Origin of the sequence: Rathayibacter sp. AY2B3 (genome assembly GCF_002931755.1) — a bacterium.
Lineage (GTDB): Bacteria > Actinomycetota > Actinomycetes > Actinomycetales > Microbacteriaceae > Rathayibacter.
On sequence record NZ_PSUG01000043.1, the window covers coordinates 16441 to 30852 of the forward strand.

The following is a 14412-nucleotide window of genomic DNA, read 5'->3' on the forward strand; positions in this document are numbered from 1 at the left end:
GGGGCCGCTCAGAGCGCCAGGTGGACGGCGGCCAGCCCCATCGCCGCGATCGCCGCCCAGGACACCAGGGCGACGAGCAGCGCGCGCCACCCCGTCGTCACGAGCGCGCGCACCCGGACGGCGCTGCCGAGAGCGAAGAGCGCCGCGGCGAGGACCCAGGTCTGCGCGGTGTCCGCGGCGGCGAGCAGACCCTCCGGAAGGGGGAGGAGGGTGCGCAGCAGCACCGCGGCGAGGAACCCGATCACGAACAGCGGCACGATCTCGGGCCGCGTCCCGCCCTGCTCGCCGCTGCGCCTGGTGACCGCGGCCGCCACCGCCACCATCGGCGCCAGCATCACCACGCGGGTCAGCTTCACCACGACAGCGACGGCCAGCGCCGACGCTCCTGCCACCTGGGCCGTCGCCACGACCTGGCCCACGTCGTGGACCGAGGCGCCGACCCAGTGCCCGAACTGCAGGTCGGTGAGCCCGAGCGGCTGCTGCAGGGCGGGGAGCACCGCGATCGCGAGCGTGCCGCAGAGCGTCACCAGCGCGACCGGCGTCGCCTGCTCCTGCTCCTTCGCCCGGGTCGCACCCGCCATCGCGCCGATCGCCGAGGCGCCGCAGATCGAGAATCCCGCCGCGAGCAGCAGCGGCTCCTGTCCGGGCAGCCGGAGCGCCCGGCCCAGCGCCCAGGTCAGGCCGAAGGTGGCCAGGACGATCCCGACGACGACCAGGATCGAGCCCCAGCCCAGCGCCGCGATGTCGATCAGCGAGAGCTTCAGCCCGAGCAGGACGATCCCGGTCCGCATCAGCGAGCGGGACGAGAACTTCAGGCCCGGCGCCAGCGCCCCGCTCAGCAGGGGGCGCGCCGTCGGCAGCTGCGCCACGAGGATCCCGAGCGCGACCGCCGCGGTCAGCATCGGCACCGCCGGAACCGCCGCGTGAAGGAGGGCCGCGAGCACCGCCGCGACCGCGCAGGCCGCGACTCCCGGGCCCAGCCGCCGGATCAGACCCATGAGGGCAGCCACATGTGAGCCTGCCAGAAGCTGAAGGAGGTCTGCGCGCCGATCCAGAGCGGCAGGAAGTAGGCCGTCAGCGCCGCCGCGGCCACCGCGAAGACGAGCACCACGAGGACGCCGCGGGTGCGCCGCCTCCGCTCGTCGCCCGGACTCCCGATCACGATCCCCGCCGTCAGCGCCAGCGCCAGCATCATGTAGGGCTCGAAGACGACGCAGTAGAACTGGAACACCGTGCGGTCCAGGTAGAGCAGCCACGGCAGGTAGCCCGCGACGATCCCCATCAGCACGAAGCCGGCGCGCCACTCCCGGTACCGAGCGAGCCGGTAGAGGAGGTAGACCAGCGCCAGGACCCCGGCGTACCAGATGAGCGGATTGGCGACGGAGGTGATCGCCTCGTCGCAGCGCGCGGCGGTGCAGCCGTCGACGCCCGTGGCCTGGTCGACGAAGTACATGCTCGTCGGCCGGAGCATCAGCAGCCACGTCAGCGGGTTCGCCTCGTAGGGGTGCGAGGCCCGCAGGTTGATCGAGTAGTCGTACATCTGCACGTGGTAGTGCCAGAGGCTCTGAGCCCAGTCCGGCACCCAGGCCAGAGCACCGGTCCAGGCGTTGCCGGGAGCCTCGGTGGCCCACTGCCGGGCCCATCCGCCGGAGGTGCGCAGCCAGCCCGTCCAGGTGACGAGGTAGGCGACCAGCGCGATCGGCACGACCAGGAGGAAGGTGACCGGTCCCTGCTTGAGGATCGCGCCGCTGCCCCAGAACGGCACGCCGGCGCGGCGCCGCATCAGAGCGTCGACGACGACCGCGTACACGCCGTAGGCCGCGAGGAAGTAGACGCCCGTCCACTTCACGCCCGCGGCGAGTCCGAAGAGCACGCCGGCCGCCAGCAGCCACGGCCGCCACCACAGGACCGGACCCCAGCTCGGCAGCGCCCCCGCCGCCACCTTCCGCGCCAGCTGCAGCTCGGCCCAGCGCCGGTCGAGCAGCACCGCCGCGACGCCGCACAGTGCGACGAACATCAGGATCCCGTCCAGGAGCGAGACCCGCGACATCACGATCGCGTGGCCGTCGAGCGCGAGCATCAGGCCCGCGAAGGAGGAGAGGAGGGTCGAGCGGAACAGGAGGCGGCCGATCACGATCACCAGCGCGACGGCGAGGATCCCCACGACGGCGGTCGAGACGCGCCAGCCGACGCTGTCGTCGGCGCCGAACACGCCCATGCCCAGCCCGATGATCCACTTGCCCAGCGGCGGATGGACCACGAAGGACGGCGCCCCCGTGAACGTGTCCACGTCGCCCGCCGCGAAGCCCGGGTCCGGGTTCTCCGGCCAGGCGCCCTCGAAGCCGAGGTTCCAGAGGGTCCAGGCGTCCTTGACGTAGAAGGTCTCGTCGAACACCAGCGAGCGCGGGTGGCCGAGGTTCCACAGCCGCAGGACCGCGGCCAGGGCGACCACCAGCAGCGGCAGTCCGAGCTCGTACAGCCGGCGGCGCGCGGGGGAGGCGACGAGCCGGGTGTGCAGGTCGTCGAACCAGGAGCCGCGCGGCACGTCCGGGAGGGGGGTGCGCTCGCGCGGGGCGGACGCCTCGGCGGACTCCACCGGGACCGAGCGCGCCGATCCGGCCGCGTCCAGGAGCAGGTCGTCGAAGTCGCGCTGCGGTCGGTCCGTCACCCGGCCATGCTAACGGGGCGCCTCCTCCCGGGACGGCGGCGATCCGCGGCGGGAGGCCCCGGACCCGGCCTGGGAGACTGGCGGCATGATCATCCTCGCCGGCACTCCCATCGGAAACCTCGGCGACGCCTCCCGCCGGCTCGTGGAGGCGCTGGGCTCCGCCCGCCACGTCGCCGCCGAGGACACGCGCGTGACCATCCAGCTGATGCGCGCCCTGGGCGTGGAGAACCGGCCCGCCCTCTACGCCCTGCACGACCACAACGAGCGCGAGCGCGCCGCCGAGCTGGTGGAGCTGGCCCGCGAGGAGGACCTGCTCGTGCTGAGCGACGCGGGCATGCCCACGGTCTCGGACCCGGGCTACCACCTGGTCGAGGCTGCGGTGGCGGCGGGAGTCGCGGTCACCGCGCTGCCCGGTCCCTCGGCGGTGCTGATGGCGCTCGCCGTGTCCGGGCTCCCGACGGACCGCTTCAGCTTCGAGGGGTTCCTGCCCCGCCGGCACGGAGAGCGGGTCTCGACCTTCCGGGCGCTCGCCGACGAGCGGCGCACCATGGTCTTCTTCGAGTCCCCGCACCGGATCGGCGACGCGCTCGCCGACCTGGTCGAGGCGATGGGCCCGGAGCGGCGCGCGGTCGTCTGCCGCGAGCTCACCAAGATGTTCGAGGAGGTCCGGCGCGGCACGGCGGCCGAGCTGGCCGAGTGGGCGGCCGACGGCCTGCGCGGCGAGATCTGCCTGGTCGTCGAGGGTGCCCCCGCGCGGGAGGCGTCCCTCGAGGACGCGCTGGCCGACGTGCTGGCCCGCGTCGAGGCCGGATCGCGGCTGAAGGAGGCGTCGGCCGAGGTCGCCGAGATCACCGGGCTCTCGCGTCGGGCGCTCTACGAGGCGGCGCTCGCCTCCCGCCGCGGCTGAGAGCTCCCTCCCCAGCGGCGGCGGCTTGCCCGTCGTCCACAGCCCCCGTCACGCGCCGGGAGCGGTGCCGCGCGGTGAATAGGATGGTCGCCATGTCCGACGGCGCCTCCTTCTACCTCACGACCCCCATCTTCTACGTGAACGACGTCCCGCACATCGGGCACGCGTACACCGAGGTCGCCGCCGACGTGCTCACCCGCTGGCACCGCCAGGCGGGCGACGACACCTGGCTGCTGACCGGCACCGACGAGCACGGCCAGAAGATCCTCCGCACCGCCACCGCCAACGGCACCACCCCCCAGGAGTGGGCCGACCGCCTCGTGAGGACCGCCTGGCAGCCGCTGCTCGAGACCATCGACATCGCCAACGACGACTTCATCCGCACCACGGACGCGCGGCACGAGGTCAACGTGCAGAAGTTCCTGCAGAAGCTGTACGACGAGGACGCGATCTACACCGGCGAGTACGAGGGCTACTACTGCGTGGGCTGCGAGGAGTACAAGCAGCTGTCCGACCTCGAGGAGGGCACCGGCGACTACGCCGGCCAGTACGTCTGCAAGATCCACTCGAAGCCGGTCGAGCTGCTGAAGGAGAAGAACTACTTCTTCAAGATGAGCGAGTACACCGAGCGGCTGCTCGCGCTCTACGAGGAGCGTCCCGACTTCGTCCAGCCCGAGTCGGCGCGCAACGAGGTCGTGAGCTTCGTCCGCCAGGGCCTGGCCGACCTGTCGATCTCCCGCTCCAGCTTCGACTGGGGAGTGAAGGTCCCGTGGGACGACTCGCACGTCGTCTACGTCTGGTTCGACGCGCTGCTCAACTACATCACCGCGGTCGGCTACGGCCAGGACGAGGCGGAGTTCGAGCGCCGCTGGCCCGCGACCCACATCGTCGGCAAGGACATCCTGCGGTTCCACGCGGTGATCTGGCCCGCCATGCTCATGGCCGCGGGCCTCGAGGTGCCCAAGCAGGTGTTCGGCCACGGCTGGCTGCTGGTCGGCGGCGAGAAGATGTCGAAGTCGAAGCTCACCGGCATCGCGCCCGAGCAGATCACGGACACCTTCGGCTCCGACGCCTTCCGCTACTACTTCCTCCGGGCCATCACCTTCGGCCAGGACGGCTCGTTCTCGTGGGAGGACCTGTCGGCGCGCTACCAGTCCGAGCTGGCGAACGGCTTCGGCAACCTCGCCTCGCGGGTCGTCGCGATGCTGCACCGCTACTACGACGGCGTCGTGCCCGCGCCCGGAGAGCTCACCGAGGCGGAGGAGCGCGTGCAGCGCACCGTCGCCGAGGCGGCCGCGTCGGCCGACCGGTCGATCGACGCGCTCGCGATCCACGACGCGATCACCGCCGTGTGGAGCATCGTCGAGGAGCTCAACGGCTACATCACCGAGCAGGAGCCGTGGGCACTGGCCAAGCGCGAGGAGCGGGAGCGCCTCGGCACGGTGCTCTACACGGCGACGGAGGGGCTCCGGGCCCTGGCCGTGCTGCTCTCGCCGGTCGTCCCGCGCGCGACGGCGTCCCTCTGGGAGGCGCTCGGCGTGACGGAGTCGCTGGGCGACCTGACCGCGCAGCCGATCCGCGAGGCGGGCCGGTGGGGAGTCCTCCCCGTCGGCACGACCGTCGGCACCCTCGTGGCGCTCTTCCCGCGCATCGAGGCTCCCGCGTCCTGACGGCCGCGCGTCGACCGGTGGACGGAGCAGCCGAGCGGCGCGGAGTCGCCGGCGGAGGACCCGCAGGAGAGTGCACGATGACCGCGATCCGAACTCGAGGCGCCGGGTGCGAGCGGCCCTCCGCTCCGTGGACGGCGGGGCGCTGATGACGCGCGAGGTCCTCGACGCTCTCGAGCAGGCGGCCGAGCTCACCCGGCGCCACGTCGGGCACCCCGAGCGCGCCGCCGCGCTCGCCCTGCGCCTGCACCGGGTGACCGCTCCGACCGAGCTCGTCTACACCCGGTTCCCGCCGACCCTCAGCCTGGTGCTGGCCGGCCGCAAGCGCTCGGTGGTCGGCGACTCCGACGAGCGGTGGGGCGCCGGCCGCTTCCTGATCACCCCCGTCGACCTGCCGGTGGTCGCGGCCGTCGTGGAGACCGGCGACCGCGGCGACTTCCTGTCGGCCAACTGGCATCTCGACCCGCTCGTGGTGGCCGAGATCGCGGCGCTCGCCCCCCGGACGGCCCCGCGGGCTCCCGCCCCGCGGATCGGCACGGTCACGGAGGAGATGGCCGACTCGCTGCGCCGACTCTTCCGCCTGCTCGACGCCCCCGCCGACATCCCGGTGCTGGCCCCCGCGATCACGCGCGAGCTCGTGCTGCGGCTGCTGCAGACGGACCAGGCGCCCCGGCTGCTGGCCGCGTCCAGCACCGTCCGCTCGGAGGCCGTCTCCCGCGCGGTCGAAGCGATGAGCGTGTCGCTCTCGCGTGGATGGACCCTCGGCGCGCTCGCCGCGGAGGCGGGCACCAGCGTGCCCACACTCACCCGCCGCTTCCGCGAGCTGACCGGGATGTCGCCGCTGGGCTACCTGCGGCGGCTCCGCCTCGGGGAGGCCAGGAGGCTGCTCCTGGTCCGGGGCGACACCGCCGCGCAGGCCGCGGCCGCGGTCGGCTACGCGAGCGCGTCGCACTTCGGGCGCGACTACCGCCGCGCCTACGAGACGACCCCGGCGGCCGACGCTGCGCTCCACCCCGGGCCGCTCGTCCAGATCCACTGAGCGGCGGGCGCTGTCGCGGGGACTCCGAGCGGCGCGTGCCGCGGCGTCAGACGCGGGCGCCGACGATGCCTCCGTCGACGTCGAGCGTCGTGCCGTGGACGTACGAGGCCTCGTCCGAGACGAGCCAGCGCACGGCCAGGGCGATCTCGTCCGGACGTCCGGGCCGGCCTGCGGGGGCGGTCGCGGTCATCTGCTCCAGGATCGCCGCGGCGTGCTCGTTGCCGGGCGTGAGGGTCGCGCCGGGCGCGACGGCGACCACGCGCACGCCGCTCGGGCCGTACTCGGCCGCCCACGCCCGCGTGAGGTGCTCCAGCGCCGCCTTGGTCGCGGGGTAGAGCGCGGTCCCGGGCGTGCCCACCCGTCCCATCCACGAGGTGATGTTGACGACGACTCCGCTCCCGCGCTCGGCCATGGCCGGGGCGATCGCCGCGACGAGCTGGTGCGGCACGCGGATGTTCGTGGTGAGGAGGGACTCGACGTCGGCGTCGCTGAGGTCGGCGGTCGGCCCCACCGGGAACACTCCGGCGTTGTTGACGAGGACGTCGATCCGCCCGTCGAGGAGGGTCAGCGCCCGGGCGGCGACGGCGCGGGTCTCCTCCGGCGTGCCCGCGAGGTCGGCGACGAGCGCGGAGGCGGTGCCCCCGTCGGATCGGATGCCGCGGACGACGGACCCGGTCCGCTCGGGGTCGCGTCCGTGCACGAGGACGTGAGCGCCGGCTCCGGCGAGCCGGCGGGCGATGGCCGCGCCGATCCCGCTCGAGGATCCGGTGACGAGGGCGTGGCGCCCGGCGAGGGAGCCGGGTGCGGAGTGGGCGAGGAGCTCGGTGTCTGTCATGCCTCCAGCTTTCCGGCGGCGCGGGAGGCGGGCTGTCCCGATCCGATCGGGTGCTGACCCGATCCGCTCAGGGCGCCTCAGCGGCCGCCTCTCGGTCCTCGTCCGCCCGGGACTCCGGCCCCCGCGAGCCCTCCCGGTAGCCTGGAGCCCATGACCGACAGCCAGCACGTCCGCTCCCGCGAGGCCTCGTCCGGCCGCGACCTGACGTACCCGCCGCTGCCCGAGGCGCTCGTCGTCCCCGTCTACGACAACCACACGCACCTCGAGATCGCCGACGGCCTCGAACCGCTCGACCACCGCGAGCAGCTCGACCGGGCCTCCACGGTCGGCGTCCGCGGCGTCGTCCAGGTCGGCACCGACGTCGAGACGAGCCGCTGGTCGGCCGAGCAGGCGGCGAGCGAGCCGCGCATGCTGGCCGCCGTCGCGATCCACCCCAACGAGGCCCCCGAACTGGAGCAGCGCGGCGAGCTCGACGCCGCCCTCGCCGTCATCGCCGAGCTGGCCGAGCAGCCGCGGGTGCGCGCCATCGGCGAGACCGGGCTCGACTTCTTCCGCACCGGCGAGAGCGGCCGCGCCGCGCAGTTCCGCTCCTTCGAGGAGCACATCCGCATCGCGAAGGAGCACGACCTCGCGCTGCAGATCCACGACCGCGACGCGCACCGCGAGGTCATCGACACCCTGCGCCGCGTCGGCGCCCCCGAGCGCACCGTCTTCCACTGCTTCTCCGGCGACGCCGAGATGGCGCGGATGTGCACGGACGAGGGCTGGTACCTCTCCTTCGCCGGCACCGTGACGTTCAAGAACGCCGAGCCGCTGCGGGAGGCGCTCGTCGCGACCCCGCGGCACCTCATCCTGGTCGAGACCGACGCGCCGTACCTCACTCCGTCGCCCTTCCGTGGCCGCCCGAACGCGCCCTACCTCCTCCCGCACACCCTGCGCTCGATGGCCGCGACCCTCGAGACCGACGTCGGCCACCTGGCCGCGACGATCGCCTCCAACACGGAGGCCGTGTACGGCGAGTGGGGTGGCGAGGTCGGCTCCGAGCCGACGGAGCCGGTCGGACCCCTCGCATGAGCGGCCGCCACGCCGCGGAGCCGACGGCCGCCGCGATCCCGCGCCTGCTGGGCCCGGCCGAGATCCGCGACCTCGCCGGCCTGCTCGACGTCACGCCGACCAAGAAGCTCGGCCAGAACTTCGTGCACGACGCCAACACGGTCCGCCGCATCGTCAAGCTCGCTCGGGTGCGCCCGGGGGAGACCGTCGTCGAGATCGGCCCCGGCCTCGGATCGCTGACCCTCGGTCTGCTCGAGGCGGGCGCGCAGGTCGTGGCGGTCGAGATCGACGGGCGCCTCGCCGAGCAGCTGCCGCGCACCGTCGAGCTGATGGCGCCGGGCTCCGATCTCGCGGTCGTGCACGCCGACGCGATGAAGGTGCTCGACCTGCCGGGGGAGCCGGTCCGGCTCGTCGCGAACCTCCCGTACAACATCTCGGTGCCCGTTCTCCTGCACTTCCTCGAGCACTTCGCCAGCATCCGGTCCGGAGTGGTCATGGTGCAGTCCGAGGTCGGGCACCGGCTCGCCGCCGGCCCCGGATCCAAGGTCTACGGCGGCCCGAGCGTCAAGGCGGCGTGGTTCGGCTCCTGGACGACCGGCGGCGCGGTCTCGCGTCAGATCTTCTGGCCGGTGCCGAACGTCGACAGCGTGCTCGTCGCGTTCGACCGCGGCGAGGAGCCCGGCGACGAGACCCTGCGCCGCGCCGTCTTCGCGGTCGTCGACGCGGCGTTCGCCCAGCGGAGGAAGATGCTCCGCCAGTCGCTCGCGCCCCTCTTCGGCGACAGCGCCGCGGCGATCGTCGCGCTCGAGCGGGCCGGCGTCCCGCAGACCGCGCGCGGCGAGGAGCTGGACGTCGCCGCCTTCGTCCGCCTGGGCCGCGAGCTCGATCCGGCGCGGGTGCCCGTGCGCGGCGCGGCGGTACCCGACGGGTCGCCGGCGGAGACCGACGGGGACGACGCGGACGGCGACGGGGAGCCCGCCCCGGGTGCGGACGAGGGCGCCTCCGCCACCCTGTAGCGTGGAAGCATGGCCCACCGCGCGATGTCGAACCGGGTCCACGCGCGGGCGCCCGGCAAGATCAACGTGTTCCTCAAGGTCGGCGCCGTGCGCGACGACGGGTACCACGAGCTGGCCACCGCGTTCCAGTCGCTCTCGCTCTACGAGGACGTGTTCGCGGAGGAGGCGGCCGACTTCTCGGTCTCCTTCTCGGGCTCGATCGACACCTCCCGCCTGGCCGTCGACGGCTCGAACCTCGCGATCAAGGCGGCGCGGGCGCTCGCCCGGGCGACCGGCTACCGCGGCGGCGTGCACCTCGAGATCGAGAAGAACGTCCCCATCGCCGGCGGCATGGGCGGCGGCTCGGCCGACGCGGCCGCGACCCTCCTCGCCTGCGATGCACTCTGGGGCACGGCCTGCACGAGGGAGCAGCTGCTCGGCATCGCCGCGAGCCTGGGCGCCGACGTCCCCTTCTCCTTCACCGGCGGCACCGCGATCGGAGTCGGCCGCGGCGACGAGTTGAGCCCGGCGCTCGCCAAGGGCCGCTTCGAGTGGGTGCTGGTCCTCTCGGAGGAGGGCCTGTCGACCCCCGAGGTCTACAGCGAGCTCGACCGGCACCGCGAGCGCCACCTGCACGACTTCCGCCCGATCTCGGCGACCCCCGCCATCGATCCGAACGTTCTGCAGGCCCTCCGCGCCGGCGACGCCGCGATGCTCGCCGACGCGATGCACAACGACCTCCAGGCGCCGGCGCTGCACCTCCAGCCCGGACTCGCCCGCATCCTCGAGCTCGGCGAGGGCCGCGGAGCGCTCGGCGGCCTCGTCTCGGGGTCCGGTCCGACCGTGGCGTTCCTCGCTCCGGACGCCGATGCGGCGGCCGATCTGCAGCGCGAGCTGAGCTCCGCGCGGCTGAGCGCCGTGCGGGTGTCCGGCCCGGTCCACGGGGCGCGCCTGCTCTCGACCTAGTCGCGGAGGCGGTGCCTCCCGACCGGGTCGAGCGAGCCTCGCGCCCGGCCGCTCGGCGCGCTCCACAGACGGTCCGCAGAGAAGTTCCGACCTCGTGGCTTAGAGTGCCGCTCATGTCCCGCCGTGCCACCCTCTTCGCGATCCTCTCCGGGATCGTGGCCGCCGTCGTCGCCCTCGCGGCCGCCGAGGTCGTCGCGGTCTTCACCGGAGCCGGCGGAAGTCCGCTGGTCGCGGTCGGCGGCTTCGTCATCGACATCGTGCCCCCGGGCGTCAAGGACACGGTGATCGCGCTCTTCGGCACCGGCGACAAGCTGGTGCTCCTGGTCTCGATCGGCCTCGCGATCGCCCTGCTGGCCGTCGGCGCGGGAGTCCTCGAGTACCGCCGTCCGCCGTTCGGCGTGCTGCTGCTGGCCGTCGTCGCGGGCGCCGGTGCGCTCGCCGCCGTCAGCCGCGAGGGCGCCTCCGGGATCGACGCCGCGCCGAGCGTCGTGGGCATGGTGGCCGGCGCCGCCGTGCTCCGCTCGGCCTCCGTCCGCCTCCGCGGCTGGCAGGAGGAGCGCGAGAGCGACTCCCCGGACCGCCGGTCGTTCCTCCGCCTGGTCGGGATCGCCGGTGTCGCCGCGGTCGCCGCCGGCATCGGCGCCCGCTTCCTCACCTCCGCCTCCGCCGCCGTCACCGCCGTGCGCGAGGCCGTGTCCCTGCCGGCTCCCGCCTCGGCCGCCGCGCCGGTCCCGGCCGGCGCCGTGCTCGACGACATCGAGGGCATCAGCTCCTACGTCACCCCCAACGCCTCCTTCTACCGGATCGACACCGCGCTCTCGGTGCCCTCGGTCGAGCCAGCCGACTGGTCGCTGAAGATCACCGGCATGGTGGAGGAGGAGATCGAGATCACCTGGGACGAGCTGCTCGCGCTGCCGCTCGAGGAGCACCGGGTCACTCTCTCCTGCGTGTCCAACGAGGTCGGCGGCGACCTGATCGGCACCGCGCTCTGGCTGGGCTACCCGATCCGCGAGCTGCTGGCCCGGGCCCGCCCGACCGCCGGCGCCGACATGGTGCTCTCGCGGAGCATCGACGGCTTCACCGCCTCCAGCCCGCTCGACGTGCTGCAGGACGAGGACCGCGCGAGCCTGCTCGCCGTCGGGATGAACGGCGAGCCTCTCCCGGTCGAGCACGGCTTCCCGGTCCGGATGGTCGTCCCCGGCCTCTACGGCTACGTCTCGGCGACGAAGTGGGTCGTCGAGCTGAAGGTCACGACCTTCGCGGAGGACCTGGCGTACTGGTCGACGCGCGGCTGGACCGAGCGCGGGCCGATCAAGATCGAGTCGCGGATCGACGTGCCGCGCCAGGGCCAGCCCGTCGAGGCGGGGACGGTCGCCGTGGCAGGAGTCGCCTGGGCGCCGCACACCGGCATCGCGAAGGTGGAGGTGCAGATCGACGGCGGCGCCTGGCAGGAGGCGCGCCTCGCCGAGCAGGTCACCGCGGACACCTGGATCCAGTGGGTCCTCGAGTGGGACGCGACGGTCGGCGACCACGTCGTGACCGTGCGCGCGACCGACGCGGACGGCACGGTGCAGACCACGGTCGAGCGACCGCCCGCCCCCGACGGCGCGACGGGTCTGCACCGCCGCTCGGTCTCCGTCTCGGAGCCGGCACCCGCGGGCTGAGGTCCGGGGGCCGCCACCCGGCAGTGCTGCGACAGCCCCGCGGCGGACCGCTCAGGCGGCACCGCCTAGGCTGGATCCCTATGGCACATCTGCTGGGCGCCGAGGCGCTGCGACTCGAGTACCCCACACGCGTGATCTTCGACGACGTCTCCCTGGGGATCGAGGAGGGCGACCGCATCGGGATCGTCGGACGCAACGGCGACGGCAAGTCGACCCTCCTGCGCCTGCTCGCGCAGCGCATCGAGCCCGACAGCGGCCGCGTCACGCACCGCCGCGGCGTCACGCTCGGGATGCTCGACCAGGCCGACACGGTCGACGAGGACCTCACCGTCGCCCAGGCCGTCGTCGGCGGGCTCCAGGAGCACGAGTGGGCCGGAGACGCGCGCACCCGCGACGTGATCGCCGGCCTGCTGCGCGACGTCCCCTGGGACGGCGTGGTCGGCTCCCTCTCGGGCGGCCAGCGCCGCCGGGTCGCCCTCGCGAAGCTGCTCGTCGGAGACTGGGACGTCGTCTTCCTCGACGAGCCCACCAACCACCTCGACGTCGAGGGCATCGCCTGGCTCGCCGAGCACCTCAAGCGCCGCTGGGCGGCGTCGTCGGGCGGGCTCGCGGTCGTCACCCACGACCGGTGGTTCCTCGACGAGATCTGCACCGCCACCTGGGAGGTGCACGACCGCCTCGTCGAGCCCTTCGAGGGCGGGTACGCGGCGTACATCCTGCAGCGCGTGGAGCGCGACCGGATGGCCTCGACGATGGAGGCGAAGCGCCAGAACCTGATGAAGAAGGAGCTGGCGTGGCTCCGGCGCGGCGCCCCCGCCCGCACGGCCAAGCCCAAGTTCCGGATCGACGCCGCGAACCAGCTGATCGAGGACGAGCCCCCGGTGCGCGACTCGGTCTCGCTCTCGCAGCTCGCCGTCTCGCGCCTGGGCAAGGACGTCGTCGATCTGCTCGACGTCACCGTCCGCTACGGCGAGCGGACCGTCCTCAACCGCATCGAGTGGCGGATCGCGCCGGGCGAGCGCACCGGCATCCTCGGCGTGAACGGGGCCGGCAAGTCGACCCTCCTCGGCCTGGTCGCGGGCAGCGTGGAGCCGACGAGCGGCCGGGTGAAGCGCGGCACCACCGTGCGCGTCGCGATCCTCGACCAGCAGCTGCGCGAGCTGACCGGTGTCCAGCACCAGCCCGTCCGCGAGATCATCGCGGAGCAGCGCACCAGCTACTCCATCGGCGGCAAGGAGATGACTCCGGGTCAGCTGCTCGAGCGCCTCGGCTTCTCGAGCGCGCAGCTGTCGACGCCGGTGAAGGACCTCTCGGGCGGTCAGCGCCGGAGGCTCCAGCTCCTGCTCATCCTGCTCAGCGAGCCCAACGTGCTGATCCTCGACGAGCCGACCAACGACCTCGACACCGACATGCTCGCCGCGATCGAGGACCTGCTCGACTCCTGGCCGGGAACCCTCCTCGTCGTCTCGCACGACCGGTACCTGCTCGAGCGCGTCACCGACCAGCAGTACGCCGTGATGGACGGCGCGTTCCGCCACCTGCCCGGCGGCGTCGAGCAGTACCTCGACCTGCGCCTCGCGCTCGAGAAGGGCGCGCCCGCGACCGCGTCCTCGGGCTCCTCCTCCGCCGCGCCTGCGTCGAGCGGACTCGCGGGGGCCGAGCGCCGCACCGCCGAGAAGGAGGTGTCGGCGATCGACCGTCGCCTGCACAAGCTCACCCAGCTGACGAAGACCGTCCACGAGAAGATGGCGACGCACGACCAGGACGACTACGACGGCATCCTGGCGCTGAACGCCTCGCTCCGCGCCTACGAGGACGAGGCGGCAGAGCTCGAGATGCGCTGGCTGGAGCTCTCGGAGCAGCTCGAGGGCTGACGCGGCTCTCCTCCGCCGCTCCCGCCACTGCCCCGGGCGCCCGGTCGTCGCCGGGCGGGCGGGCTCGCGGCGCCCGGCTCAGCCGAAGTCGAGGGAGAGCTTGCGGAGGAGCTGCGCCAGCCGCTCCTGCTGCGCGTGGGTGAGCGCGCCGAGCAGCTCCTGCTCCGCGTCGACCAGGCGGGTGATCGCCGCGTCGACCCGGGCGAGCCCCGACGGGGTCATCTGGACCAGCACGCCGCGCCCGTCGTTCGGGTCGTCGAGGCGCTCGACCAGGTCGCGCTCGACCAGCCGGTCGATGCGGTTGGTCATGGTGCCGCTGGTGACCATGGTCGCCTGGAGGAGCTGCTTGGGGCTCATCCGGTAGGGCGCGCCCGCGCGCCGCAGGGCCGAGAGCACGTCGAACTCCCACGTCTCGAGCTCCGACCGGCCGAAGGCGCTCCCGCGCGCGCGCTCAAGCTGCTTGGCCAGCCGGCGCATCCGCGAGAAGACCTGGAGCGGCGTGAAGTCGAGATCGGGCCGCTCCCGGACCCAGGCGTCGACGATCCCGTCGACCTCGTCATTCGCACTCACCCGTCCATTGTGGCGGCTGGGCGGCTCGGGGGACGCCGGGAGGCGGACGGGGACCTCCCGGGCGGCCGTCGCCTGCCCGTGGGCGGCCGCCCGCGCCCGAGGCGGGGCCGGGGGCGCGGGACTTCATGCGGGTGCCCTGGCCTGCCGCCAGGATCACGACGGCGAGCGTGCTGT

At 73.7% G+C, this 14412-nt stretch carries 12 protein-coding genes; 8 read left to right on the top strand and 4 right to left on the bottom strand.

Translation table 11 applies throughout. The annotated features are described in order from the left end of the window. Positions 1–8: 8 nt before the first annotated feature. Positions 9–998 carry a YeiH family protein gene (locus tag C5C24_RS13805; protein ID WP_104305235.1) on the bottom strand — a complete coding sequence of 330 codons (990 nt, stop codon included), beginning with the start codon at positions 996–998 and terminating at the stop codon, positions 9–11. Continuing rightward, the gene (locus C5C24_RS13810; protein WP_258065260.1) at positions 989–2668 is read right to left on the bottom strand and encodes a dolichyl-phosphate-mannose--protein mannosyltransferase; all 1680 of its coding nucleotides are present in this window, start codon (positions 2666–2668) and stop codon (positions 989–991) included. The genes C5C24_RS13805 and C5C24_RS13810 overlap by 10 nt, the downstream gene beginning before the upstream one ends. An 85-nt stretch (positions 2669–2753) precedes the next feature. Between C5C24_RS13810 and rsmI the strand changes: the two genes are divergently transcribed. The 3 genes from rsmI (at position 2754) to C5C24_RS13825 (ending at position 6281) form a co-directional block, all read left to right on the top strand. Continuing rightward, a complete protein-coding gene (gene rsmI / locus C5C24_RS13815; protein WP_104305236.1) occupies positions 2754–3575 on the top strand; it encodes a 16S rRNA (cytidine(1402)-2'-O)-methyltransferase in 822 nt (273 codons plus the stop codon). A 92-nt stretch (positions 3576–3667) separates the two neighbouring features. Further along, positions 3668–5245, top strand: a complete 1578-nt coding sequence (gene metG / locus C5C24_RS13820) for a methionine--tRNA ligase (RefSeq protein WP_104276381.1) — start codon at positions 3668–3670, stop codon at positions 5243–5245. Between the two features lie 70 nt (positions 5246–5315). Further along, complete coding sequence (locus tag C5C24_RS13825) at positions 5316–6281, top strand: AraC family transcriptional regulator (RefSeq protein WP_258065261.1); 966 nt, start codon at positions 5316–5318, stop codon at positions 6279–6281. A gap of 46 nt (positions 6282–6327) precedes the next feature. Here the strand turns inward: C5C24_RS13825 and C5C24_RS13830 are convergent, their stop codons facing one another. Then, on the bottom strand, positions 6328–7116 hold the full coding sequence (locus C5C24_RS13830; RefSeq protein WP_104305237.1) for an SDR family NAD(P)-dependent oxidoreductase: 789 nt from the start codon (positions 7114–7116) through the stop codon (positions 6328–6330). Between the two features lie 150 nt (positions 7117–7266). Here C5C24_RS13830 and C5C24_RS13835 point away from each other — a divergent pair, with 150 nt between their 5' ends. The 5 genes from C5C24_RS13835 (at position 7267) to C5C24_RS13855 (ending at position 13668) form a co-directional block, all read left to right on the top strand. Then, the gene (locus tag C5C24_RS13835) at positions 7267–8190 is read left to right on the top strand and encodes a TatD family hydrolase (protein WP_104276383.1); all 924 of its coding nucleotides are present in this window, start codon (positions 7267–7269) and stop codon (positions 8188–8190) included. Then, the gene (rsmA, locus tag C5C24_RS13840; protein WP_104305238.1) at positions 8187–9185 is read left to right on the top strand and encodes a 16S rRNA (adenine(1518)-N(6)/adenine(1519)-N(6))-dimethyltransferase RsmA; all 999 of its coding nucleotides are present in this window, start codon (positions 8187–8189) and stop codon (positions 9183–9185) included. The genes C5C24_RS13835 and rsmA overlap by 4 nt, the downstream gene beginning before the upstream one ends. 9 nt (positions 9186–9194) lie before the next feature. Beyond that, on the top strand, positions 9195–10130 hold the full coding sequence (locus C5C24_RS13845) for a 4-(cytidine 5'-diphospho)-2-C-methyl-D-erythritol kinase (RefSeq protein WP_104280784.1): 936 nt from the start codon (positions 9195–9197) through the stop codon (positions 10128–10130). Positions 10131–10243: 113 nt separating this feature from the next. Further along, entirely contained in the window at positions 10244–11794 is a 1551-nt protein-coding gene (locus tag C5C24_RS13850; protein WP_104305239.1) for a molybdopterin-dependent oxidoreductase, read from the top strand. 80 nt (positions 11795–11874) lie between these two features. Then, on the top strand, positions 11875–13668 hold the full coding sequence (locus C5C24_RS13855) for an ABC-F family ATP-binding cassette domain-containing protein (protein WP_104305240.1): 1794 nt from the start codon (positions 11875–11877) through the stop codon (positions 13666–13668). Between the two features lie 78 nt (positions 13669–13746). Here the strand turns inward: C5C24_RS13855 and C5C24_RS13860 are convergent, their stop codons facing one another. Then, complete coding sequence (locus C5C24_RS13860; protein WP_104222340.1) at positions 13747–14238, bottom strand: MarR family winged helix-turn-helix transcriptional regulator; 492 nt, start codon at positions 14236–14238, stop codon at positions 13747–13749. Positions 14239–14412: the final 174 nt, after the last annotated feature.

Excerpts from the sequence above, each read along its gene's own strand:
- C5C24_RS13805 (WP_104305235.1), bottom strand. The coding sequence starts at position 998 with ATGGGTCTGATCCGGCGGCTGGGCCCGGGAGTCGCGGCCTGCGCGGTC.
- rsmI (WP_104305236.1), top strand. The coding sequence starts at position 2,754 with ATGATCATCCTCGCCGGCACTCCCATCGGAAACCTCGGCGACGCCTCC.
- metG (WP_104276381.1), top strand. The coding sequence starts at position 3,668 with ATGTCCGACGGCGCCTCCTTCTACCTCACGACCCCCATCTTCTACGTG.
- C5C24_RS13830 (WP_104305237.1), bottom strand. The coding sequence starts at position 7,116 with ATGACAGACACCGAGCTCCTCGCCCACTCCGCACCCGGCTCCCTCGCC.
- C5C24_RS13835 (WP_104276383.1), top strand. The coding sequence starts at position 7,267 with ATGACCGACAGCCAGCACGTCCGCTCCCGCGAGGCCTCGTCCGGCCGC.
- rsmA (WP_104305238.1), top strand. The coding sequence starts at position 8,187 with ATGAGCGGCCGCCACGCCGCGGAGCCGACGGCCGCCGCGATCCCGCGC.
- C5C24_RS13845 (WP_104280784.1), top strand. The coding sequence starts at position 9,195 with ATGGCCCACCGCGCGATGTCGAACCGGGTCCACGCGCGGGCGCCCGGC.
- C5C24_RS13850 (WP_104305239.1), top strand. The coding sequence starts at position 10,244 with ATGTCCCGCCGTGCCACCCTCTTCGCGATCCTCTCCGGGATCGTGGCC.
- C5C24_RS13855 (WP_104305240.1), top strand. The coding sequence starts at position 11,875 with ATGGCACATCTGCTGGGCGCCGAGGCGCTGCGACTCGAGTACCCCACA.